Origin of the sequence: Pseudoalteromonas sp. Xi13, from assembly GCF_003952205.1 — a bacterium.
Taxonomy (GTDB): Bacteria; Pseudomonadota; Gammaproteobacteria; order Enterobacterales; family Alteromonadaceae; genus Pseudoalteromonas; species Pseudoalteromonas atlantica.
On record NZ_CP034439.1, the window covers coordinates 546,221 to 569,862 of the forward strand.

The 23,642-nt window shown below is 42.0% G+C and carries 24 protein-coding genes and 3 tRNA genes; 19 read left to right on the plus strand and 8 right to left on the minus strand.

What is annotated here, in order from left to right; translation table 11 throughout:
* Positions 1-33: 33 nt before the first annotated feature.
* The 5 genes from EJ103_RS02385 to EJ103_RS02405 are packed head-to-tail and all read left to right on the plus strand — an operon-like array spanning position 34 to position 4,315.
* On the plus strand, positions 34-1,035 hold the full coding sequence (locus tag EJ103_RS02385) for an FAD-dependent oxidoreductase (RefSeq protein WP_126005864.1): 1,002 nt from the start codon (positions 34-36) through the stop codon (positions 1,033-1,035).
* A 7-nt stretch (positions 1,036-1,042) separates the two neighbouring features.
* Entirely contained in the window at positions 1,043-1,237 is a 195-nt protein-coding gene (gene thiS / locus EJ103_RS02390; RefSeq protein ID WP_126005866.1) for a sulfur carrier protein ThiS, read from the plus strand.
* Between the two features lie 4 nt (positions 1,238-1,241).
* Positions 1,242-2,033, plus strand: a complete 792-nt coding sequence (locus tag EJ103_RS02395) for a thiazole synthase (protein ID WP_126005868.1) — start codon at positions 1,242-1,244, stop codon at positions 2,031-2,033.
* Positions 2,034-2,046: 13 nt separating this feature from the next.
* Positions 2,047-3,573, plus strand: a complete 1,527-nt coding sequence (gene thiE / locus EJ103_RS02400; protein WP_126005870.1) for a thiamine phosphate synthase — start codon at positions 2,047-2,049, stop codon at positions 3,571-3,573.
* Positions 3,566-4,315 (plus strand): HesA/MoeB/ThiF family protein, encoded by a 750-nt coding sequence (locus EJ103_RS02405; protein ID WP_126005872.1) that lies wholly within the window; start codon positions 3,566-3,568, stop codon positions 4,313-4,315. Before thiE ends, EJ103_RS02405 begins: the two co-directional genes overlap by 8 nt.
* A 270-nt stretch (positions 4,316-4,585) precedes the next feature.
* Here the strand turns inward: EJ103_RS02405 and asd are convergent, their stop codons facing one another.
* Together asd and rsgA are read right to left on the minus strand one after the other, a co-directional pair.
* Positions 4,586-5,464 (minus strand): archaetidylserine decarboxylase, encoded by an 879-nt coding sequence (gene asd, locus EJ103_RS02410; protein ID WP_004589055.1) that lies wholly within the window; start codon positions 5,462-5,464, stop codon positions 4,586-4,588.
* Positions 5,465-5,479: 15 nt separating this feature from the next.
* A complete protein-coding gene (rsgA, locus tag EJ103_RS02415) occupies positions 5,480-6,538 on the minus strand; it encodes a small ribosomal subunit biogenesis GTPase RsgA (protein WP_126005874.1) in 1,059 nt (352 codons plus the stop codon).
* Positions 6,539-6,663: 125 nt separating this feature from the next.
* On the opposite strand from rsgA, the gene orn reads away from it, so the two are divergent.
* The 4 genes from orn (at position 6,664) to EJ103_RS02435 (ending at position 8,163) form a co-directional block, all read left to right on the plus strand.
* Positions 6,664-7,209, plus strand: a complete 546-nt coding sequence (gene orn, locus EJ103_RS02420) for an oligoribonuclease (protein ID WP_004589057.1) — start codon at positions 6,664-6,666, stop codon at positions 7,207-7,209.
* Between the two features lie 335 nt (positions 7,210-7,544).
* Positions 7,545-7,620: transfer RNA gene (locus EJ103_RS02425), tRNA-Gly, on the plus strand.
* A 118-nt stretch (positions 7,621-7,738) separates the two neighbouring features.
* Positions 7,739-7,814, plus strand: a tRNA-Gly gene (locus tag EJ103_RS02430).
* 273 nt (positions 7,815-8,087) lie between these two features.
* Positions 8,088-8,163 (plus strand) — tRNA-Gly (locus EJ103_RS02435).
* A gap of 183 nt (positions 8,164-8,346) precedes the next feature.
* Here EJ103_RS02435 and EJ103_RS02440 read toward each other — a convergent pair.
* From EJ103_RS02440 to EJ103_RS02450, 3 genes are all read right to left on the minus strand, one after another.
* Positions 8,347-8,775: a secondary thiamine-phosphate synthase enzyme YjbQ gene (locus tag EJ103_RS02440; RefSeq protein WP_126005876.1), complete on the minus strand. Its 429-nt coding sequence runs from the start codon at positions 8,773-8,775 to the stop codon at positions 8,347-8,349.
* A complete protein-coding gene (locus tag EJ103_RS02445) occupies positions 8,772-9,239 on the minus strand; it encodes a chemotaxis protein CheX (protein ID WP_029773279.1) in 468 nt (155 codons plus the stop codon). The genes EJ103_RS02440 and EJ103_RS02445 overlap by 4 nt, the downstream gene beginning before the upstream one ends.
* A gap of 72 nt (positions 9,240-9,311) precedes the next feature.
* Complete coding sequence (locus EJ103_RS02450; RefSeq protein ID WP_029773280.1) at positions 9,312-9,746, minus strand: transcriptional repressor; 435 nt, start codon at positions 9,744-9,746, stop codon at positions 9,312-9,314.
* A 94-nt stretch (positions 9,747-9,840) separates the two neighbouring features.
* Between EJ103_RS02450 and EJ103_RS02455 the strand changes: the two genes are divergently transcribed.
* The 8 genes from EJ103_RS02455 to EJ103_RS02490 all read left to right on the plus strand — a co-directional run bounded on the left by EJ103_RS02455 (position 9,841) and on the right by EJ103_RS02490 (position 15,379).
* Complete coding sequence (locus EJ103_RS02455) at positions 9,841-10,461, plus strand: MarC family protein (protein WP_004589061.1); 621 nt, start codon at positions 9,841-9,843, stop codon at positions 10,459-10,461.
* 138 nt (positions 10,462-10,599) lie between these two features.
* A complete protein-coding gene (dusA, locus tag EJ103_RS02460) occupies positions 10,600-11,532 on the plus strand; it encodes a tRNA dihydrouridine(20/20a) synthase DusA (protein WP_054983627.1) in 933 nt (310 codons plus the stop codon).
* Positions 11,533-11,772: 240 nt separating this feature from the next.
* Positions 11,773-12,465 (plus strand): PspA/IM30 family protein, encoded by a 693-nt coding sequence (locus tag EJ103_RS02465; protein WP_126005881.1) that lies wholly within the window; start codon positions 11,773-11,775, stop codon positions 12,463-12,465.
* Positions 12,466-12,475: 10 nt separating this feature from the next.
* Positions 12,476-12,682: a PspC domain-containing protein gene (locus tag EJ103_RS02470; protein ID WP_024031508.1), complete on the plus strand. Its 207-nt coding sequence runs from the start codon at positions 12,476-12,478 to the stop codon at positions 12,680-12,682.
* A 9-nt stretch (positions 12,683-12,691) separates the two neighbouring features.
* Positions 12,692-13,018: a hypothetical protein gene (locus tag EJ103_RS02475; RefSeq protein ID WP_024031509.1), complete on the plus strand. Its 327-nt coding sequence runs from the start codon at positions 12,692-12,694 to the stop codon at positions 13,016-13,018.
* 79 nt (positions 13,019-13,097) lie between these two features.
* Positions 13,098-13,610, plus strand: coding sequence for a copper chaperone PCu(A)C (locus EJ103_RS02480; protein ID WP_029773289.1), 513 nt, complete (start codon positions 13,098-13,100; stop codon positions 13,608-13,610).
* A gap of 8 nt (positions 13,611-13,618) precedes the next feature.
* On the plus strand, positions 13,619-14,605 hold the full coding sequence (locus tag EJ103_RS02485; RefSeq protein ID WP_004585847.1) for a DUF2333 family protein: 987 nt from the start codon (positions 13,619-13,621) through the stop codon (positions 14,603-14,605).
* A 3-nt stretch (positions 14,606-14,608) separates the two neighbouring features.
* Positions 14,609-15,379, plus strand: coding sequence for a TIGR04219 family outer membrane beta-barrel protein (locus EJ103_RS02490; protein WP_126005883.1), 771 nt, complete (start codon positions 14,609-14,611; stop codon positions 15,377-15,379).
* A gap of 24 nt (positions 15,380-15,403) precedes the next feature.
* Here EJ103_RS02490 and EJ103_RS02495 read toward each other — a convergent pair whose 3' ends face one another.
* Both EJ103_RS02495 and EJ103_RS02500 read right to left on the minus strand, forming a co-directional pair.
* On the minus strand, positions 15,404-16,291 hold the full coding sequence (locus EJ103_RS02495; protein WP_126005885.1) for a TIGR03899 family protein: 888 nt from the start codon (positions 16,289-16,291) through the stop codon (positions 15,404-15,406).
* Positions 16,260-16,841 carry an SRPBCC family protein gene (locus EJ103_RS02500; RefSeq protein WP_126005887.1) on the minus strand — a complete coding sequence of 194 codons (582 nt, stop codon included), beginning with the start codon at positions 16,839-16,841 and terminating at the stop codon, positions 16,260-16,262. Before EJ103_RS02500 ends, EJ103_RS02495 begins: the two co-directional genes overlap by 32 nt.
* 141 nt (positions 16,842-16,982) lie before the next feature.
* On the opposite strand from EJ103_RS02500, the gene EJ103_RS02505 reads away from it, so the two are divergent.
* Positions 16,983-19,184 (plus strand): EAL domain-containing protein, encoded by a 2,202-nt coding sequence (locus tag EJ103_RS02505; RefSeq protein WP_126005889.1) that lies wholly within the window; start codon positions 16,983-16,985, stop codon positions 19,182-19,184.
* A 105-nt stretch (positions 19,185-19,289) separates the two neighbouring features.
* The gene (locus EJ103_RS02510; RefSeq protein ID WP_024031514.1) at positions 19,290-21,476 is read left to right on the plus strand and encodes a YgiQ family radical SAM protein; all 2,187 of its coding nucleotides are present in this window, start codon (positions 19,290-19,292) and stop codon (positions 21,474-21,476) included.
* 86 nt (positions 21,477-21,562) lie between these two features.
* On the opposite strand, the gene EJ103_RS02515 is transcribed toward EJ103_RS02510, so the two are convergent.
* Positions 21,563-23,578, minus strand: a complete 2,016-nt coding sequence (locus tag EJ103_RS02515) for a methyl-accepting chemotaxis protein (RefSeq protein WP_126005891.1) — start codon at positions 23,576-23,578, stop codon at positions 21,563-21,565.
* Positions 23,579-23,642: the final 64 nt, after the last annotated feature.

Here is a 23,642-nt window from a genome sequence, read left to right on the forward strand (position 1 = left end):
ATGGCTGCTAGCCTTTTATTAAAAGGAGGTTTTATGTTTTACAACATTGCTGTTGTGGGGTTTGGTTTAGCAGGGCGCTTAGCTGCCCTCGAGCTTAGTAAGTCGCATCATGTAACCGTGTTTGAAGCCAGTGACGAACACACTCAAAATAGTGCCGGTAAAGTGGCTGCGGCAATGCTTGCTCCGCTTGCTGAGTCGGTATTGTGTGAAACGGATTTAGCCATCATGGGGCTAAATTCACTCAAGCGCTGGCCAGAGATAGTGAGCGAGCTTGAAGGCGAGGTTTTTTATCAGCAAAAAGGCACGCTGGTCGTGGCGCACCAGCAAGATAAAGGTGACTTACAAAGCTTTAGCCAGCGTATTAAGCCAATAGCAGGGCACAGCGCGCAGGCGTTAAATGCTCAGCAAATAACGCAGTTAGAACCCGAATTAGCTAATCGTTTTAACCAAGGTGTGTTTTTACCCTGCGAAGGGCAAATAGATAACCAGGCCTTTTATAAAGCAAGCTTCACCATGCTTAATAAACGTAAGGTTAAGTTTGTTTTTAACCAACGCGTTAGCATTCAAAACGGCGAGGTGAATAACCGCGGGTTTGATTACATTATTGACTGTCGTGGCTTAGGCGCTAAAGGCGATAAACTCCTTAGAGGGGTTCGCGGTGAGGTGGCCAGGTTACATGCACCTGAGGTTAATTTAACGCGGCCGGTGCGTTTAATGCACCCGCGCTACCCAATTTATATAGCGCCAAAACCTAATAATGAGTATGTAATTGGTGCAACTGAAATAGAGTCTGATGATAGCGGCCCTGCAACGGTGCGCTCTACGCTTGAGCTACTTTCGGCGGCCTACACTGTGCACAGCGGGTTTGCCGAAGCGCGGCTGTTAAATATTCAAAGCGGGTTACGCCCCGCCTTTAGCGATAACCGCCCTGCGGTTTTAAAAACAGGTAACGTAATTAGCATTAATGGCTTATATCGTCATGGCTATATGTTAGGGCCCGCCTTAGTGGCTGATGCGTTATCTCAAATAGGGTGAGTAATAAATGACTATAACAATTAATGGTGAGCTGCTAACTATTAAAAGTGCAGTGCTTGTTGATGTATTACAAAATTTTGGTGCAAAGCCGCCATTCGCGGTGGCACTAAATGGCGAATTTATTCCACAAAGTCTGCATGCCAGCACCGCAATTAACGAAGGTGATAGCATCGAATTGTTATCGCCTATTCAAGGTGGGTAGCATTATGCAAGGTAATGATTGCTTAACTATTTATGGCGAGCAACTAAATAGCCGTTTATTAATAGGCTCGGCGCTTTATCCCTCTCCAGCGGTGATGGAAGAGTCTATAAAAGCCTCTGGCGCGCAAATAGTAACGGTATCATTAAGGCGCCAGCAAAGCGCTGCCGCAGGGAATGACTTTTGGCAGCTTATAAAAAACACAGGCCTTAAAATACTGCCTAATACCGCAGGGTGCCACAGTGTAAAAGAAGCCGTAACACTTGCTAAAATGTGCCGTGAAGTATTTGCAACCGATTGGATTAAGCTTGAACTAATAGGTGATGATTACAACTTACAACCCGACCCATTCGCATTGTTAGAAGCCACAAAAATATTAATTGATGATGGCTTTAAAGTATTACCCTACTGCACCGATGATTTAGTGCTTTGCCAGCGTTTAAACGAGCTAGGGTGTGAAGTGCTTATGCCTTGGGGCGCGCCTATTGGCACCGGTAAGGGGCTTTTAAATAGTTATAATTTAAAAACAATTCGTGAGCGCTTACCAAACACAACATTAATTGTAGATGCAGGGCTTGGTTTGCCTTCGCATGCCTGCCAAGCGCTTGAATTAGGGTATGATGCGGTATTATTAAATTCAGCGATAGCAGGGGCTGGCTGCCCAATTACGATGAGCCGTGCATTTAAAGCCGCGGTAGAGGCAGGGCGCTTTGCGTATAATGCCAAAGCAATGCCTGAAAAAGACTTAGCAGCCCCCTCAACCCCTACAATGGGTATGCCGTTTTGGCATCAGCAGTAAGGAAATAAAGAGTATGAATAATTTAGTGTGGACAATTGCAGGCTCAGACTCAGGTGGTGGCGCAGGCATTCAAGCCGATATAAAAGCAATGCAAAGTTTTGGCGTGCATGGCTGTACTGCTATTACCGCGCTTACGGCGCAAAATAGCTTAGGTGTAGAGGCCATTAACGCGGTATCTACCGATATTATTGAATCGCAATTACTAGCACTCGAAAGCGATATGAAAGCCAAAGTAATTAAAATTGGCATGCTGGCTAATGTGCAGCAAATTCAATTAATAAGTGAGCATATAGCGCATTATAAAGCTAAATGGCCTGTACCGCCTGTGATTGTATACGACCCCGTTGCAATTGCTTCAAGTGGTGATGTATTAACAGAGGAAGATACCGTAAGTGCCATTAAAGAATGCTTAATGCCGCTGGTGGATGTAATAACACCTAACACGCACGAAACGCAATTATTAACAGGCGTATATTTAATTGGCCCAAGCGCCGTGAAAGACGCAGCTAAAAAGCTATTAAGTTGGGGCGCAAAAGCGGTTGTTATTAAAGGCGGGCACTGGGATTACCCAACTGGTTATTGTATTGATTACTGCACACAAAACGGCGAAGAGTATTGGCTTGGGAATAAAAAAATTCAAAGCCCTCATAGTCATGGTACAGGTTGTAGCATGGCCTCGGTTATTGCCGCGTGTTTAGCAAAAGACTACCCACTAAAAGATGCTTTTATTTTAGCTAAAGCTTATATAAATCAGGGCTTAAAGCAGTCGGTTAGATACGGCGAAGGAATAGGCCCTGTTGCACATACTGCTTTTCCTACACAGTTAGATGACTACCCGCAAGTAATAGAGCCTGGCAGCTGGCTTGGTGATGAGCTTGATTTTGATGTGCCGCTGGAATTTAATATGGCGGCTGATTTTGCACCTTGTGAGAGCAAAAAGTTGGGCCTATATGCTGTGGTCGATAGCCTAGATTGGCTAGATAAATGTTTGCAGCAAGGTATTACTACGGCGCAGCTTCGCGTTAAAAATAAAACCGACCTTGAGCTTGATGAGTTAATTAAGCAGGCCGTAGAGCTGGGTAATAAGTACCGCGCTCACGTATTTATAAACGACTATTGGCAGTTGGCAATTAAGCACGGTGCCTACGGCGTACACTTAGGCCAAGAAGATTTAGAAACCGCTAATTTAGCCGCGATTAAAGAAGCAGGTTTAAGGCTTGGGCTTTCTACCCATGGTTTTTACGAAATGTTACGTGCGCACAACTACCGACCAAGTTATATGGCATTTGGTGCTATTTACCCAACCACAACCAAAGATATGACAGGGCAAATACAAGGTCTCGATAAACTTAAAAAGTGTGTGCCATTAATGCAAAGCTACCCAACTGTTGCCATTGGCGGCATAGATTTAACCCGCGCAAGCGAGGTTACAAGTACAGGAGTAGGCAGTGTTGCGGTAGTACGCGCGATTAGTGAAGCGAATGATTATATTGCAGCAATTAGTGCGCTAAAAAGTGCTATAAATCAGCCTAATGAATAAGCTTAGCGATAAAGAAACCCTGCGCTATAGTCGCCACTTATTATTAAAAGAAGTGGGCCTAGAAGGGCAGTTAGCACTTAAAGCAGCCACCGTTGCAGTAGTGGGAGTTGGCGGGCTAGGTAGTCCTGCACTTTTGTATTTAGCTGCGGCAGGTATTGGTAAACTTATTTTAATAGATGATGATGCGGTTGAGCTTTCTAACTTGCAGCGCCAAGTGCTTTATAAAGTTAATCACTTAGGGCAAAACAAGGTCACCGCTGCTGGCAAAGTATTAACAAGCCTTAATAATCAAATAGAAATAGTGACGCATTGTAAAAAGCTCGATGATAACAACGCAGGGGAGCTTTTAAAAAATGCCGACATAGTACTTGATTGCTCTGATAATTTTGCCGCACGTTACAGTGTTAACCGTTATTGCTTTACTCATAAGTTGCCTTTAATTGCAGGTGCAGCACTGGCAACGAAAGGGCAGTTAATGGGGTTTGATTTTAGGCAAAATAATAGCCCGTGTTATGGCTGTGTTTTTGCAAAAAGTGACGCCGCACCCGCTGTAAATTGTAGTAATGCAGGTGTAATAAGCCCACTGTTAGGAATTATAGGCTCTATGCAGGCACAGCTTACGCTTAATATGCTGTTAGGGCATGTTGAAGGTAGTGTGTTTATCAGCTTTGATGCGCTGAGCTTAAAGCAACAGCAATTTAAAATGATTAAAGATATAAACTGTAAAGAGTGCGGTGAATAAAGTATGAGGTAATTCGCGGGGCTAAACTAGGGGTTAAACCATGAGAAGCTGCGCTTCTAACGTAAGCAAGCTCTATGTCTACAGCTAAAATTAGCATCGTAGTTTAATTAATCTATAGGCGCCTTGCTTGCTGGCGCGTTGATATAAAATCTATTTACGCTTTTTCTTTTTTGCGTGAGCAAGCTTCACGCCTACCAATAAAAAAGCACCGCGTTTTTGGTAAACGCGGTGCTTAATATTTATTTTTGCTTACAGCTTACAGCTTACAGCTTACAGCTCTTCACTTTCTTTAATTGTTGCAAATGCGGTGTTTAAACGCGTTACTGTTTCAGGCAGTTGGTCGTCTAAAATGTCTGCTTTATCTGCACCCCATGCTAGTACCACTGTTGAGCCTAGTTTAAAGCGGCCCATTTCTTCACCTTTTTTAAGGGTAATGGCGTTTTCGCCTTTAGTAGGGTAGTTCCAGCTAAACACGTCGCTACCGGCGGGTGGCGTTACTGTGCCTGCCCAAACGGTTTCTATGCTGGCTACAATGGTTGCGCCTACTAGTACCATAGCAAGTGGGCCAATTTCGGTTTCAAAAATAGCCACTACACGTTCGTTACGAGCAAATAAATTAGGGACATTGCGCGCTGTAAGCGGGTTTACCGAAAATAAGTCGCCCGGTACGTAAATCATTTTACTTAGTGTGCCGTCTATAGGCATATGAATACGGTGGTAGTCTTTTGGCGCTAAATAAATGGTAGCAAATTTTCCGCCTAAAAATGGTGTTGTATCATCTTCAGAGCCACCTAATAGTGCTTGTAGACTGTAGTCATGACCTTTTGCTTGTATTAGCTGCCCATCAACAATGTCGCCCAGTTGGCTAATAGCACCATCAACAGGGTGAGTAATTACGTTCTCGCCTTGCGCCATTGGACGCACACCATCTTTTAATGGGCGAGTAAAAAATTCATTAAACGTTTTGTAGTGCGCTGGGTCTTCATACAAAGCCTCGTTCATGTCTACTTTATATTGTTTAATAAATAGTTTAATGAGCGTTGTAGTTAAAGCACCTGCTTTTGCTGCAGCTAATTTACCTACTACGCGTGAAATAAAGTGCTTTGGCATTGCATACTGCATTGCAATTTTAAATTTGTCTAAACTCACAGATTGTTTCCTAAATTAAACGCGAGGTGCGCGTGCACCAGCACGGCCATCGGCCATTGTTTCTAAAATACGGTGGTAGCTGTCGAATCGCAATTGCGAAATATCGCCATCGGCTACCGCTTGTTGAATTATACAGCCTGGGTCGTTTAAATGCTTACAGTCTCTAAAACGACATCCACCTATAAACTCTCTAAATTCTTTAAAGCACCAGGTTACCCGTTCAACATCTAAGTGCCATAAACCAAACTCACGTATTCCCGGTGAGTCAATTAGGTTACCACCACTTGGTAGGTGATGTAAGCGCGATACAGTGGTGGTATGTTGCCCTAAGCCACTGTTTTCTGATACTTCTTTAGTTAATATTTCGGCATCAGGAAGCACAGTGTTAACTAAGGTTGATTTACCTACGCCACTTTGACCAACAAAAATATTATTTTTATCAACCAGTACGTTTTTTAAATCATCTATGCCTTCGCCGGTTACACTACTTACAAGCAGTACCTGATAACCAAGGCCTCGATAAATATCGAGTACTTTTTGAATTTCATTTAGGCCTTCGTCGTCGATTAAATCGATTTTATTAAGTACTAAAATAGGTTCTATACCCATGTCTTCACAGGCAATTAAGTAACGGTCGATAATACTGGGCGTAAACTCTGGTAGTACCGCTGAGACCATTAAAATTTGGTCAATATTTGCAGCGATTACTTTTACGCCATCGTAAAAGTCGGGACGCGTAAGCTGTGAGCGGCGTTCTTGTGTTGCTTCAATAACGCCCGCTAAGTCGCCTTCACTTACTTTTGCGCGGCGAAATAGTACTTCATCACCACACACTAAGTTAGTAACGGTACGGCGAATATTACAGCGTAATACGTCACCTTCTTGTGTTTCTACATCGGCGTGTTGGCCAAAACGGCTTATCACGATGGCGTTTTCGGTTGCGCCCAGATTATCTGTTTGCCACTCTTGTGCGCCACCTTTTGCCAATTTTGTATCGGCATTATTTAAGCGCTTTTGATGATTAGCCTTGATCCTGCGAGATTGGCCTTTACTTAATTTTTTCTGTTTTGCCACTTTTGGCCTATAACCTTGGTTTAAATGTCGGCTTTGCGTATAAAAAAGCTTTAGCTCGACGGTTGATGCTAATATGATATATCGAAATGCGTTGGATCTAAAGAAAAGCACTGTTTAAGGTTACTATGACTATTAATGAATCTAATTTAATTTGGCTTGATCTAGAAATGACTGGACTTGAGCCGGCCACAGATAAAATACTCGAAATTGCAACAGTAGTAACTGATGCCGATTTAAATATACTCGCGGAAGGGCCTACTATAGCGATTCACCAAAGTGATGAGCTGTTAGATGGCATGGACGAATGGTGTACTACACAGCATGGGAAATCAGGTCTGACTGCTCGTTGTAAAGCCAGTACATATGATGAAGCTTATGCGGTTGAACAAACGCTTAATTTTTTAAAGCAGTGGGTTCCTGCGGGTAAATCACCGATGTGTGGTAACTCAATAGGTCAAGACAGACGCTTTATGAATAAGTATATGCGCGAGCTTGAAGACTTTTTTCATTATCGAAATTTAGATGTAAGCACAATTAAAGAGCTTGCCCGACGTTGGAAGCCTGAGGTACTAGAACAGGTAAATAAAAAAGGCTCTCATTTAGCTCTCGATGACATTAAAGATTCTATTATGGAATTAAAGGTGTATAGAGAAAAATTCTTTAATTTGTAAAAAACACTTGCAAACACATTAGATTATTGTAGAATCCTGCCCCGCTCAAGACGATAACCCTCGCGGGGTTGGTGTGTTTGAGTGGTTTAAATACCATCAGTAAGTTCGGCACTAGCTTAGTTGCCAGAACGTAGGACGCGACCTGTCGCGCACCAACGGACAAGTTACTGACAATATTTAAGCGGCACTAGCTCAGTTGCCAGAACGTAGGACGCGACCTGTCGCGTACCAACGGACAAATTACTGACAATATTTAAAGCGGCACTAGCTCAGTTGCCAGAATGTAGGACGCGACCTGTCGCGCACCAACGGACAAATTACTGACTAAATATGAAGCGGCACTAGCTCAGTTGGTAGAGCGCGACCTTGCCAAGGTCGAGGTCACGAGTTCGAGCCTCGTGTGCCGCTCCAATTTCTCACCAAAGAAATTGAAGTATCGAATAAAATATAAAGCGGCACTAGCTCAGTTGCCAGAATGTAGGACGCGACCTGTCGCGCACCAACGGACAAATTACTGACAATCTATAAAGCGGCACTAGCTCAGTTGGTAGAGCGCGACCTTGCCAAGGTCGAGGTCACGAGTTCGAGCCTCGTGTGCCGCTCCAATTTCTCACCAAAAGAAATTGAAGTATTGAATAAAATATAAAGCGGCACTAGCTCAGTTGCCAGAATGTAGGACGCGACCCGTCGCGCACCAACGGACAAATTACTGACAATCTATAAAGCGGCACTAGTTCAGTTGCCAGAATGTAGGACGCGACCTGTCGCGCACCAACGGACAAATTACTGACAATCTATAAAGCGGCACTAGCTCAGTTGCCAGAATGTAGGACGCGACCTGTCGCGCACCAACGGACAAATTACTGACAATCTATAAAGCGGCACTAGCTCAGTTGGTAGAGCGCGACCTTGCCAAGGTCGAGGTCACGAGTTCGAGCCTCGTGTGCCGCTCCAATCTCTCTAAATATCCCACTAAAATAAACACCTCTAAAACAATATTTTGATCTGATTTATACCTACGAAAATTATTTATAAATATTAAACGCACGAGTGGCCGCATGCCACCGCGCGATATAAAGGGTTTTAAATAATGCGAAGTGACGTGGTAAAAGCTAGGGAGGGGAGGTCAATACAAGGTTAAAAGCTTTCGCCTTGCAAGGTCGCTATAATACGTCTTGCACCGCCAGCGTCGCGATGCTCGCCTAAGTAAATACCTTGCCATGTACCTAGCGCTAAGCGCCCATTGCTTATAGGAATACTTAATTCACACCCTAACGTACTGGTTTTTATATGGGCTGGCATATCATCATCACCTTCGTAATCGTGACGATAGTAAGGTTGGCGCTCGGGAACGAAATGGTTAAAGTGGCTTTCCATATCCATGCGCACTGTTGGATCGGCGTTTTCGTTTATGGTTAAACTTGCCGATGTGTGCTGAATAAACAAATGTAATAGGCCAACTTTATAATTAGCCAGCTCGCTCAGCTGCGCGAGTATTTCATCATCAATTAAATGAAATCCTCGAGCACGCGGTTTTAAGGTTATTTGAGTTTGTTGCCAGCTCATAACTTATCAAAGCTAACTTCTATATTTGCATCGCCTGCATCACAGCTAAATGGCATGATTATTTTTTTGCCCTTACTTTTATGTGTGATGGTGTGGCCTTTACCTGCAACTACAATTGGCGTAGCCATATCAAAGTCATAGCCTTTTTCGCCGAGTAAGTTTTTAGCTCCACCGGTAACCATATTAGTAATTTCCCCAACCATATCAGTTACTTCATCGTCTATGTTGTCAGGGCGCTCACCAAGCATGCGCTCCATGATGGTCAGAGCTAAGTTTTCATCAAAGGTAATTGAAAATGAGCCACGAGTTTGCGCGCCCACCATGCCAATTAAACCAGATACATCGCCACAGGCGACTTCGTCTGTTTTTATACGCGGCTTACCTGGTTTTAACTCGGTTTGTGCCATTGTAGATAACACATTGATCAAAGAAGATAAAAATGGATTAATGAACTCAACATTCATGTTAGGTACTCTTAAAATTGGTGCTAAAGTGGCTATCTAAATATGAGTATAGCTTTAAAACAAACTTTGGGTTTAGCTTCTACAAGACTCACACTTACCGTGTGCTTCAATAGTTTGCCCTGATACAACAAAGCCGCTTTCTGCTGCTAAGTTGTTTAGCTCGTGAGAAATAACCGTAGAGTGCAGCTCTTTTACAAAACCACAACTGTCACAGATTAATAGCTGCACAGGATGAATATGATCAAAGTGATGGCAAAGCATAAATGCATTGGTGCTTTCTATTTTGTGAATAAAGCCCAGCTCTGATAAAAAGTCTAGCGCACGGTAAATTGTTGCAGGTTTTGCGCCTGTTTCTGTTACTTTTAATTGCTCAAGTAAATCGTACGCCCCAACGCCGCCTTGGGCGCTAGCTAATAGGCGAAATACTTTTTCGCGGATAGGCGTAAAACGCGCACCACGGTTGTCACAAACTTGTTTTGCTTTACTTACGAGTGATTCTATATTCATCATTCTCTTATCCTTACGCTACCGTGATATACTAACATACTGTGTTGTACTTGCAGCGTTTTTATTAAACACTTTTTATCTAGGAACCCCATTAATGCATGAACTGGTAGCTATATTTATTTTCTTTTTTGCGGTGATAGACCCTATAGGTACAGTGCCTGTATTTATTGCTGTGACACGTGGGGAAGATGAAAAGTTTAAACGAAAAGTTGTTTTTAAAGCCGTGGGTGTATCCGCTGTGGTTTTACTCTTTTTTGTTATTGCCGGTGAGCAGCTATTAAATGCAATTGAAATACCGCTGTCGGCGTTTCAAATAGCTGGGGGCATAGTCCTGCTTATTTTTGCGCTTTCAATGATTTTTGGTGAAAGTAAGCCCGAGTCTGAGATTAAAAGTGTGCGCGACAGCACAGAAACCGCTATTTTTCCGCTAGCCATTCCCTCTATAGCAAGCCCAGGCGCCATGCTTGGCGCAGTACTGATGACCCGTAACGAAGAATACACGTGGGTTGAGCAAGTTACTACATCGTCGATGATGTTGGTTGTATTAGTTGTTGTGCTTGTGCTGTTGTTACTCGCAAATCATGTGCATAAATTAATAGGCGACAGTGGCGCAAGTATTATAAGTAGAATCATGGGGTTAATTTTAAGCTCTGTGGCAGTTACAAATATACTCAACGGTATCGCGCATTATTTTGGTTTACAAATATACAGCTAACATTGATGCTAATTAGGCTTTTGTGTAAAATACAGCGCCTTTTTATGGGCGCATTTACTTATAATCCCCGAGGCTTTTACATTGCAAAAACGCACATTAGATAATCCAACGTTAAACAGACGTTTTTCTGTTGCACCCATGCTTGATTGGACTGATCGTCATTGTCGCACTTTTCATCGTAAGATGACTAAGCACGCTGTTTTATACACTGAGATGATCACCACGGGGGCGATTTTATTTGGTCGCGGCGATTATCTACACTTTAATCAGCACGAGGGGCCGGTTGCTTTGCAGCTGGGGGGTTCTGATCCTGAGGCGCTAGCAAAGTGTGCAAAGCTTGCGGGTGAGCGCGGTTACGATGAGATTAACTTAAATGTAGGCTGCCCTTCAGATAGAGTACAAAACGGGCGCTTTGGTGCATGCCTAATGGCCGAGCCTGAGCTGGTTGCACAGTGTGTTGCGGCAATGAAAAGCGAAGTTAGTATTCCTGTTACGGTAAAAACACGCATCGGTATTGATGAGCAAGACTCGTATGAGTTTTTATGCGCATTAATTGAAGCCAGCCATAAAGTTGGCTGTGATGACTTTATTATTCATGCCCGTAAAGCGTGGTTAAATGGTTTGAGCCCTAAAGAAAATCGTGAAGTACCGCCTCTTGATTACCCACGCGTTTACCAATTAAAAAAAGACTACCCACAGCTCGATTTAAGCATTAATGGCGGTGTTAAAACAATTGAAGAAAGCCTAGCGCATTTAGCGCATATAGACGGCGTTATGATTGGTCGTGAAGCATATAGTAATCCATTTATGCTTAATGAGGTGGATGAAAAGATTTACGGTGAGGTGGCTAATACTCAGACTCGTCACGATGTGGTGCGCGCTATGTATGATTACATAGAAGAAGAAATGCGTTTAGGTGCTAACTTTTGGCATATAGCACGCCATATGCTGGGGATTTTTCAGGGGCAGCCAGGGGCGCGCGGATTTAGACGTCACCTTTCAGAAAACGGTCACGGTAAACAGGCTGATTTGTCGGTAATGGATAAAGCATTAAGTTTTGTGCCTGAGTAATACTAAAGCGTTGACCAGTTATAAAAAAACCACTTTATAAAGTGGTTTTTTTATAACTAAAATTTAGTCAAAAGATAAATAAATTAGTGATTTTAGCTTATTAGCATTCAGTTTTTAGTCAGTTTAAAATAACGTGTTAGTTATCTAACTGTCTGAATATAAAGGCTTATAAATAAATTTTGTTAATTGGCATAACTCTTGGAATCCTGTTGTTATCAATTAAAACAACAGGACAAAACAATGAGTATATTTAATCGCGTAAATGATGTTATCCAATCCAATATTGCTGCCATGCTGGATAAAGCAGAAGACCCAGAAAAACTCCTCAACCTTATGCTAAGTGAAATGCAAGAAGCGCTTAACGAATGTAGAAGCACAGCCGCAGCCTTGCTGTGCGAAGAAAAAACGCTTAAACGCCAAATTGCACAAAAACAAAAAGACTTAACTTTGTGGCAAACAAAAGCTGAGCTGGCAGTTGCTAAAAACCGTGACGATTTAGCCAAGTCTGCGTTAGTAGAAAAACAGCGAGTAGATGAGCAAATTGTAGCAAAAAACACTCAGCTAAATACTCTAAAAGAGTCGATAGAGAAAATTACGGCAGATTGTGAGCGTTTACAGCAAAAAATGGCGCAAGCTAAAAGCAAACAAGCTCAATTAATAAAACGCCACGATATTGTTGCTGCACGTGAAAAAGTGAACATGCAATTACACAGTGACAAGGTCGCAAATGCTTTGTCTCGCTTTGAAATGATAGAGCAAAAAGTGGAAGGCATAGAAGCACAGGTTGATGCTTATGAACTTACAAATACAGCGCAATCAACCGCTGAGCAAATTGAGACTTTAGTTAAAAATGAAAAAATAGATGCAGAGCTGGCTCGTTTAAAAGCCAGTGTTAAGCAAAGTAATACCAGTACAACTGCGCCAAGCGCTTAAGGAGTAAAGTATGAATAACTTTAAAACACAGCGTGGTTGGTACAAAGATTCACTGAATAAAAAAATATCGGGCGTATGCAGTGGGTTAGCGCGTCGCCTTGATTTTCCAGTGTGGTCAACACGCTTAGTAACTATTTTATTATTTATAAGTTTTCCGTTTGCAGTGGCGCTTGGTTATTTGATTGCTCACTGCTGTCTTGAAGAGCGTGCGTATTAGGAGAGGGATATGAAAACCTTAGCAATATGTGTTGTCGTATATGTGTTACTTTTTACTGATACAGTGTCACTAATACATTTTGATTCATGGCAGTTTCCACTGTGGATTGCAGATATGAGCTGGGTGGGGCTTGAGCTGGCTGGTGTATTAGTCGCTATTATTGCAGTGGTAGCCGTAATGGCTTTAGTGACCATGGGGTTAATAGGCGCAGGGATTGTCGCGCTGGTTGGCACCATTTTGGCACTGTTATTTGGTTCAGTGATGATAGCCTGGCCATTATTATTTGTAGCTGTACTGTGCTGGTTGGTGCTCGATAACAAAAAAGTAACCTCTTAAGCCTTAATTTAACTGACTATTATTAGTTAACTATGTTAAATTTAAAGTGAAATTTTATGCTTTCACAAGGAATAAAGCGATGATGAAGCAGTGCTTTTTTATGGCCTCGGCGTTAATGATTAATGTGTTTTCGTCATCGGTTGCTGCACATGCTGGGCACAGCCACGATACAGACGAAGCTAAGCTTGAAGTAAGCCATGCACAAGTAAGGGCATTTTTGCCTGGTAGTAAGTCGAGTGTTGGCTATTTAACAATTTCTAACCACGGTGGTGGTGTTGCTAAATTAACTAAAGCGACCATCGAAGGTTTAGGCCGTGTAGAAATACATGAGCACAAACATGTCAACGGCATGATGAAAATGCAACAGGTTAAAGCTGTCACCATTAAGGGCCATGAAAGCCTAAGCTTTGAGCCTGGTGGTTACCATTTAATGGTATTTGATCCACAAGAACCACTAAAAGTAGGGCAAGAACGTAAACTCACGCTATATTTTAGTGACGGTAACCGCTTGTTTACTAATGCTCAAGTGGTTTCGCTTGAAGCGCAGGCTGCGCATTCAAAGCCATCTAAAAAACAACACGCTCATCACTAGGAGGATAAATGTCGCAACATAAAGGAAAAATAGCTGGTGCCTTGGTGGTACTACTTATTATTTTTTACGCTATTGCAGTTTATTGGAGCATTGAGCCGGCACGTTTTAACGTAGTAACTAATGCAAAAGAAACCGCGCAAGCACGCAACGAAAAAATGGTAACAGGCTATACAACCACCTCAACGCTTATTACCGTTGCTAGCACATTACTTGATAAGCAAGGTGGGTATTTATCAAACGATGTGATGCCGCCAAGTGTGATAATGGATGACATGCCAGCGTGGGAATATGGCGCGCTTGAAATGGTGCGTGATTTAGCGTTATCAATGCGTAAAGATTTTAGCCGTTCACAGTCGCAATCTACCGAACATGAAGCCCTTAAAAAAGCGCAGCCGCAATTTAATATTAGCTCTGAAGCATGGGCATGGCCAAGTGCCGAGGGAGAGTACCAAAAGGGAATAGACTACCTTCTTGTGTACCGCTCACAAATTGCTAACGAACATGAGCGCGATAGCCAATTTTATTCACGTGCAGATAATCTACGTAGCTGGTTAAAAGAAGCCGAAAAGCGTTTAGGCAGTTTAAGTCAGCGTTTAAGTGCAAGTGTTGGCCAAGACAAAGTAAATACCGATTTAGCCGGTAATTCTTCAAACACGCAAGCGACCTATACACCACTTCAGCAACAAGTAAGAACGTCGTGGTGGGAAATAGACGACGTGTTTTACGAGTCGCGCGGTGCAACGTGGGCGTTATTACACTTTTTACAAGCGGTTGAGTATGACTTTGCTGATGTATTAGAAAAGAAAAATGCACGTGTAAGCTTACAGCAAATTATACGTGAGCTTGAGGCAACACAAGAAACCGTGTGGAGCCCAATTATATTAAACGGGAATGGTTTTGGCTTTGTGGCAAATCATTCTTTAGTTATGGCAAATTATATTTCAAGAGCCAATGCGGCTTTAATCGAACTTAGCGAACTACTAGCTCAAGGATAAAAAATGAAAAAGTATTGTTTAGCAGCTGCCCTTTCAATGGCATGTTTAGCCCCTGCAGCACAGGCAGACACTCTATTAGGTTTATATGTAGGTGTTGATGGCTGGCAGTCAGATAACGACGGCCAGTTTTCTTACAAAGATAACGCACCACAAGATTTTAATTTTGAAGACGAAACCTTTATTAGCTACTACGCGGCACTAGAGCACCCAGTGCCATTAGTTCCTAACCTAAAGCTTAAATACACTGAGCTTGAACTTAATGGCTCAGCTACCCTTACTGATACGTTTAGCTTTAATGGCTCAGATTACGTGGTTGGTACAACTGCAAATACATTAAGTGACTTAACTCACATTGATTACATTCTTTATTACGAAATTTTTGATAACGATTTAATTTCAATTGATTTAGGTTTAAACGCAAAGCAGTTTGACGGTGACATTATTGTAACTGGTACCACTCAACAAGGTGGCACTAACTTCTCTGAGACTAAAGATTTTTCGGGCTTTGTGCCACTTGCGTATGGCCGTGCTGAAGCAGGCTTACCATTTACGGGTTTAAGTGTGTTTTTTGAAGGCAGCTTTTTAGCTATCGACGATAGTAAAGTGCAAGACTACCAAGTAGGCGTAGCGTATGAACTTATTGATAACCTAGCGGTAGATGTAGCTATTAAAGCAGGTTACCGTTCTATGACGTTAGAGCTAGATGATGTTGATGATATTAACACCGATATTGACGCATCAGGCCCATTTGCGGGTATTCAAGTTCACTTTTAATTAGTGAGTTTACAGCGTGGTGTGTTATTTATTAACATGCCACGTTAAATCAAATTCTCCCTCCAATGCATTATTAATTAATTGCTTATACACCTTATTTACAGGGTAATTAATAAGCTTGGAAAGCTCATCGCCTGTTTGGGTAAACTTGTAATAGCTTAATACTAAGTCACTACTTTTAGCTCTTAACGTCACTTTTTGCGATAAAAACGACAGGGTGAGTTCTTGGCCTGCTTTTAATACCGCCGATTCTATTTCTTTTCTGTAGAGTAAATTAAGATCCATTAGCGTTAAAATATCAGGAAAGCTGATCCCCGTTTTTCCTAAATTAAGCGATACCTTATTGCCTTTTCGTAGTAAGTCGAAAAGCGAAGGCTTTTTATAAAACCCTAATAAAATAAAGTGGCTGTCGTCTTTTGCGTTGTAGCTGCTCAGCGATACACACTTTTGTAATGCATCTGCTTCGCGTTGGGTCATATGCTTGAGTGTTTGTAAGCTTTTTATAGAAAATGTACCGGGGTTGAGCGTCTCGCCAGTTAAAATTTTAGCCCACAGTGTTTGCATCGATTCATTTGAGGTGTCTTCACATAAGGCAATAAAGCGTTCTATCCAGTCGGCATCTGGCTGCTTATTACTTGCCACATCGGGGCAAAATTCCATTGCTTTAGCTAAAATGGTTTCTATATTTTGCTGCTGTTTTATAAGCAGTAAATCTTGGCGCTTTTGGGCGCGCGCTAAAATAGGGTTATCGCTATTTATGTGATAAAGCGGGTTTAGATTGCCTTTAGAACCGTAACTTTGATCTGTACTTGGTTGCCCAGTATTTGTGGTTATTTTTTTTACGGGGTAGCCAAGTAAAGACTCAATTATATTGGCGAGGTTAATTCTCGCTTGGGCTGATTTTACTGTCATCGTTATCCAGCTGTGTTTTTTGGTCGCGTAATTGCGCCACTGTTTGTAAGTTATTTAAGCCAAGTGACACTGTATTGCTTAATACATACTCACTAAAAATTGATAGATAACCCGAAATTAGCGGGGTATTGGTTTGGCCATTAATATTACACGTTACATTTACCACACCTTCTACTTCGGTAAATGTAATTTCACCTTCAATAATATGCTCATTTTTTAAAAGCGCATTAAAGGTCATTTTATTTTGCGAAAGCGAAGTAATAGTCATTTCTCCATACCCCCAGTCGCTTTGCCACGATTGATGCGCGCCTATACCGCGACTAGGTTCGCCTAAAGTAAAAGTGATAGACGGAGCTACTTTGCCCCAGGGCGACCATGTATGCCAAAGGCTAAAGTCAGACACCAGCGATTTAACGGTCGCTACATTGGCATTTATTTGTATGTTTTTATTTACGCTGTAATTTTGCGGCAGGGTTAAACCAATCAAAATAGCCACTAAAACTAACAATAAGAGCGTTTTTATAAGGATTTTAAAAAATTTAATAGGCACACCTTTTACGAGTTTTTTAGTTTGAAATATAACAACTTTTTATTAATCGACTATAGTATGAATTAGCCTATAAACCAAAAATATATTTTTAGCACATAGGTATGAGCTTATATAAGTATTAAAACTGATAAAGGGTAGATAATGTCGTCAGAGCAAAGCGATTTTTTATTTTTAGCGCCAGACAGCGAAGAAGAAATAACCCAAGAATTAACTGATTTTTGGGATGTTTTGATCGTTGATGACGATCCTGAAATACATTCAGTGACTAAGCTTGCATTGTCGGGCGTAGAGTTTTGGGGAGCAGGGCTACGTTTTCACGATGCGTACTCTGGCAGCGAAGCCATCGAAATACTCAAAAACAATAATACAATATCCGTTATTTTTTTAGATGTAGTGATGGAATCTGATGATGCGGGTTTGCAAGTTGTAAAACGCGTACGCGAAGAGCTAAATAATCAGCATGTGCGAATTATTTTACGTACCGGCCAAGCGGGCAACACCCCAGAAGAAAAAGTAATTCGCGAATATGACATTAACGATTATAAAACAAAAACAGAGTTAACTCGTTCTAAATTAGTAACTTCTTTAATTACCGCTATTCGCTCGTACGAGCAAGTGTGCCAACTTGAGTATCAAAGTGATGCAATGAACACCATTGTTTCGGCTTCAAAGTCTATTTTAGGGCTTACCGATATTAAAGTGTTGTGCAAAGAGATTATTAAACACTTGGGTATTATTTTAGAGTGCCAACAAGTTGGGTTGGTATGCAGTAAGCTAGATGGCGATAACTTTATTCAAGTATTAGGTGGCAGTGGCCATTATGAGAGCTACTTTGGTGAAAAGCTTGCTAATGTTGATAGCGTTGCGCTTGAACAAGTAGAACAGTGTTTTGAGTCGGCCCAGCATTGCCAAACTGATTCGAGCGTAACTTTTATTGTTAAAAGTAAGCACCGCCAGGCTGCTATTTATTTAGAGTGCGAGCATAAACCGAGTGATGCGCAGCTGCAATTTGCAGAGATTTTTCTTACTAATGTGAGTGTAGCCCTTGATAACGTAAGGCTGTTTGTAAAACTAAGAGATGCGGCTTACAAAGATGTACTAACCGGTATTTCTAATCGTACTAATTTTATTGAGCGGGTGGTGCGTTATCAAAAGCCACACGTTAATGACTACGTTTTTGTATTAATTGATGTGATTGGTTTTGCAGATATTAACAATGGCTTAGGACAAGAAATTGGCAATCATTTGTTAATTGAGATTGTAAAGCGACTTAAAGATGCTTACCCAGACGCAAAGTTATTGTCGCGTATTGGCGCAGATGTATTTGGCTTTATTATTCGCCAAACGGAGTTTGACCTTGAACAATTTAACGACGTGCTAAGTGTGCCTTTTAGTGCTGGCGAGCATATTTTGCCTGTCGATTTTAGAATTGGTTTATGTCAGCAGCAAGACTTTCAAAGTACTGGGTTAGATACACTCAAAGTTGCCTATATTGCATTAAACCAAGCTAAAAAGCTTAAATGCAAAGAGGGTATTTACTACGATATTGATATGCAAGACAAAATGGCTTGGCGCTTAGGTATCATTAGGCAGTTACGTCATGACTTTGCTCGGCAAAAGCTCCAAGTGTGGTATCAACCTCAGCTTTCACTTGATAATTTATCTTTGATTGGCTGTGAAGCATTGCTGCGCTGGCCATCAGAAGATGGCTCGTTTATATCTCCTGCGGTGTTTGTGCCTTTAGCTGAGGATGCCGGTTTAATTGTTGATATTGGCCAATGGGTTTTAGAACAAGCTTGCCAACAGCAAAAACGCTTAGAGGCACTCGGTGAAGAAATTTGCATTGCTGTAAATGTATCTGTGCCGCAATTTAAGGTTAAAGGCTACGCTTCAACAGTAAAAAACACCTTACAAAAGTACGATGTTAAACCCTGTAATATAGAGTTAGAAGTGACTGAAAGCGTGGTAATGGATGAATTAGAAACCGTGATCAATACCCTAAAAGAGTTAAAAGAATTAGGCGTAGAAGTAGCGATAGATGATTTTGGAACGGGCTTTTCTTCGTTAAGTTACTTACAAAGTTTACCGCTTGATAGGCTTAAAATAGACCGCGCATTTGTAAAAGATTTACCCGATAACGACACCGGTGCTATTGCTGCTTTGGTGGTGTCGCTTGGCGCTAAACTAGGACTAAAAACAATTGCTGAAGGTGTAGAAACACAGCAGCAGGCAGAGTTTTTGAAAAACTTAGGGTGTGATGAAGTACAAGGTTTTATGTACGCTAAGCCAATGCCTGAGCACGAACTTTTAGAGTTTATTAAAGAGCGAAATAAAAAAACTTAATATAAACAGACTTTACAGTAGGCGCGATATCTCTAGGTAATGTTGTATAAATAAGCAATGTATTAGGATATAATTCGCGCCTTTTGTTATTCTACGGCCAAAACTATGAGCTCCCTTAAAGCTGAACGCGCGCTATTTTCATACCCCAAATATTGGGCAGAATGTTATGGCACCGCCCCATTTTTACCTACCACTCGCGAAGAAATGGACGCTCTTGGCTGGGATAGCTGCGACATTATAATTATTAGCGGCGATGCCTATGTAGATCACCCTAGTTTTGGTATGGCGGTTATTGGCCGTGTACTTGAAGCGCAAGGCTTTAGAGTGGGTATAATTGCTCAGCCAGATTGGCAATCAAAAGATGCCTTTATGGGGCTTGGTAAACCAAACTTATTTTTTGGTGTTACAGCCGGCAACATGGATTCGATGATCAACCGCTACACGGCAGAAAAACGAATGCGCCATGACGATGCCTATACACCAGGTAATGTGGGCGGCAAGCGCCCTGACCGTGCGGTGATGATTTACTCTCAGCGCTTACGCGAAGCCTACAAAGGTGTGCCTATTGTTATTGGTGGTATTGAAGCAAGCTTGCGCCGTATTGCTCATTACGACTACTGGCAAGAAAAAGTACGCCGTAGTATTTTATTTGATGCCAAAGCCGACATCCTTATTTATGGTAATGCAGAGCGCCCGCTGGTGGAAGTAGCCCACCGTATAGCCGCTGGCGAAACTATGGATACAATTCAGGATATTCGTGGTACAGCGGTTATTCGTAAAGAGCCAATACCGGGCTGGCGCGGAAGTGATTCAACAGCGATTGATAAAATAGGCAAAATTGATCCTATCCCAAACCCCTATGGGGCTGATGATGTTGGGTGTAGTAAATCAGAGTTTAAGCAAGCCGGAATAGATTTAAAAGCAGAGGCCGCTAAACCAATAACTATTCAGCCTGCGCGCCCTAAACCGTGGGAAAAAACATACGTTAAACTGCCTGCATTTGAGCAAGTAAGCGTTAATAAACCGCTTTATGCTCATGCCTCGCGCATTTTGCACCAAGAGACCAACCCAGGCTGTGCTCGTGCGTTATTTCAGCGCCATGGAGATCGCTCTATTTGGGTTAACCCGCCGGCATTCCCGCTCGAAACCCATGAGATGGATGATGTATTTGGTTTGCCTTATCAGCGTATACCGCACCCAAGTTATGGTGATGCAAAAATACCAGCCTACGATATGATTAAAACGTCGGTTAATATTATGCGTGGCTGTTTTGGTGGCTGTTCGTTCTGCTCTATTACCGAGCATGAAGGACGTATTATTCAAAGTCGCTCGCAAGAGTCGATTATTGACGAAATAGAACAAATTAGAGATAAAGTACCTGGTTTTACCGGTGTTATTTCTGATTTAGGTGGCCCAACGGCCAACATGTATAAATTGCGCTGTACGAGCAAAAAAGCAGAAAGTACCTGTAGACGACTCTCATGTGTTTACCCTGATATATGTAAGCACATGGATACAGACCATACACCTACTATCGATTTATACAAAAAAGCCCGTGAAGTGAAAGGCATTAAAAAGATTTTGATCGCCTCCGGCGTTCGTTACGATCTAGCCGTACAAGACCCTCGCTATGTAAAAGAGCTGGTTACACATCATGTGGGTGGCTATTTAAAAATTGCCCCTGAGCACACAGAAGATGGCCCTTTGTCTAAAATGATGAAGCCGGGCATGGGTGCTTACGATCAATTTAAAGAACTATTTGATAAGTACTCAAAAGAAGCGGGTAAAAAGCAGTATTTAATACCGTACTTTATTTCAGCGCACCCGGGTACCAAAGACGAAGACATGGTTAATATGGCATTGTGGCTTAAATCTAACGACTTTAAGTTAGACCAAGTACAAAACTTTTACCCGTCGCCTATGGCCAATGCAACCACCATTTACCATACAGAAATGAACTCGTTGCGTAATATTAAAAACAACAAAGAGCAAGTGCCCGTGCCAAAAGGAGCACGCCAACGTCGCTTACACAAAGCAATATTGCGTTATCACGATCCATCGGGTTGGCCAATGATCCGCGATGCACTGCGCAGTATGGGGAAAGCCAATTTAATTGGTAAAGGCCCAAATTGCTTAGTGCCAGAAGAAGGCCGCGATGAAAAAGCACATAAAGGCGCTGGTAAAGGTAAAGGAGGGCGCCCAGCCTTAACGCGCCATACTGGGTTTAGCCAATTTAAAAAGGCTAACACTAAACCTAAAGTAGGCGGCAATCGCCAGCGTGCTTCTCGCTAAGCGTTAAAACAAGTAAACAAAAAACCCGATACTGAGTAACAGTATCGGGTTTTTTATTGCGTAAATTTACTGCTGTTAGGAGTGCATTACACCTTAAAGTTTTCTACCGATATTCTTAGCTCTTCAGCGAGTTTGGCTACTTCTGAGCTTGAAATGTTTGTTTGATTTGCACCCTCAGCAGTTTGCTCGGCTATGGCTACAATAGATTCTAAACGTTCACTAATTTCTTGTGATACTTGTTGTTGCTCTTGAGCTGCGGTAGAGATTTCTTCACTTACATCGTGTGCTTGCGATACGGCAAGTGTAATTGAGTCTAATGCGCTGCTTGCTAAGTCGCTTTGTTCAACACATGACTCTGCTTGCTGTTTACCTTTATCCATTGCTGTTACAGCCGCTTCTGCGCCACTTTGAAGCGATTCAATCATAGATTGTATCTCTTGGGTCGACTCTTGCGTTTTGCTTGCCAGTGAGCGTACTTCATCAGCTACTACCGCAAAACCTCGGCCATATTCACCGGCACGTGCTGCTTCAATTGCAGCGTTAAGTGCTAATAGGTTGGTTTGCTCTGCAATGCCGCGTATTACATCTAAAATACTGCCTATAGATGCGCTGTCTTGATGAAGCTTATTAATAACACCTGATGCATCGTCCACCTCGCGAGCAAGTTGCTCAATAGTGGCTTTATTTTGATGAGAAATACCTTTTACACGTTCAGCTTCTTTATCGGCATTTTTAATTTCGTTAAGTGCCTGCTGTGCGCTGTTGCTTACTGTTTGCGACGTGCTGCTCATTTCGGTTGTGGCTGTTGCCGCTTGCTCTACTTGTGCTTGTTGGTTACGAATAGCTTGGCTTGACTCACCGGTAATGGCCGATGTTTGCTCAGACGCCGCTGCTAATTGAGTTGAGCGTGAAATAATGCCCTTAATTAAGCTACGTAGGCTATCTATAAGGGTGTTACAGCTTTTTGATAGCTCGCCAAATTCATCTTTTGCAGAGTCATCTAAGCGTTGGGTCATATCACCGCTGGCAACAATATCTAAAATCCGATTAACCTCAGCCAGTGGCTTAGTGATTCTATTAACAGTAAGGATCGCAATTGCAATTGCAATTAACGTTGCGATGATCATACCTGCCCATGTCCAGAGCGTCGCTGAATCTACATCCTCGCGAACACCTTCTTGTAATTTGTAAGCCACAGTACTTGCTTGTGTTACTAAATCATCAATTTGCGACAGTGCCATAGTGGTTGCTTGCTCTGATTGGGCAAGTTCTTTTTCGGTAAGTGCGATAGCGTCAATAAGGCGCTGCTTATTGGCCGCTAGGCTATTATTGCCGCTAATATTTTCTATTAGTGTATCAACGTATGCTTGTAAATCACTGTATAAGTCGTTGTTATCTTGTTCTATAGCTGGCTTTATTAACGCTAAAGTACGAATAACTTCGTCAAGGTAATAAGCTTGCTCATTTTTTACGATATCTAAGGTGTTTGTCGTTTTAACCGTGAGCATATCGGTACTGTTACTCACCACCGACATAAAGTTGTTTTCTAAGTTATTGGCAGCTTGGTAAGCGCGTGGGTGGTTTTGCTCAAAGTTAGTAATATCTGTGATATCAAGCACGACTGAGTTGGCATCTTCAGCTGCAATCTCAATTGTTTCAAGCTGTGCTGTGAGGGTTTTATTAAGTGCCAGTTGTTTATCTTTATCAGCTAATAGGTTTTCGACCGTACCTAAAAAGCTTAAGTAGGTTTTTTCTACTGCTTGGCTTTTTTGACTCAGTGATGCATCGTTTTTTACTACACGTTGAAGGTCGGCGTGCAGCGAGTTGAATTTGTCTTTTTGCTCAAGTACTTTTTGTTTTATAGGGGTGAGCTGTGCGCTTGAGGTGGTATAAAAACTAGCTTGGGCTGCTTTACTCATTAAAATAAATTCAGCTTGTAGTTCTGAGCTTTTATTAAGCGCGGGCAGTGATAACTGGTTTACCTGCTGGGTAGAGCGGTCAATGCTCGCAATTTTTATTAAAGAGTTACCACCAATGATTATGAGTAATAAGGTGATAAATATAAAACCACACCAAATTCGTTGGCTTACTGTCAGATTCATATGGATTTCCAATTAAAGTACTTCAATCACATCTTATCGGCTTTTTAACCAATAAGTTAAGCAA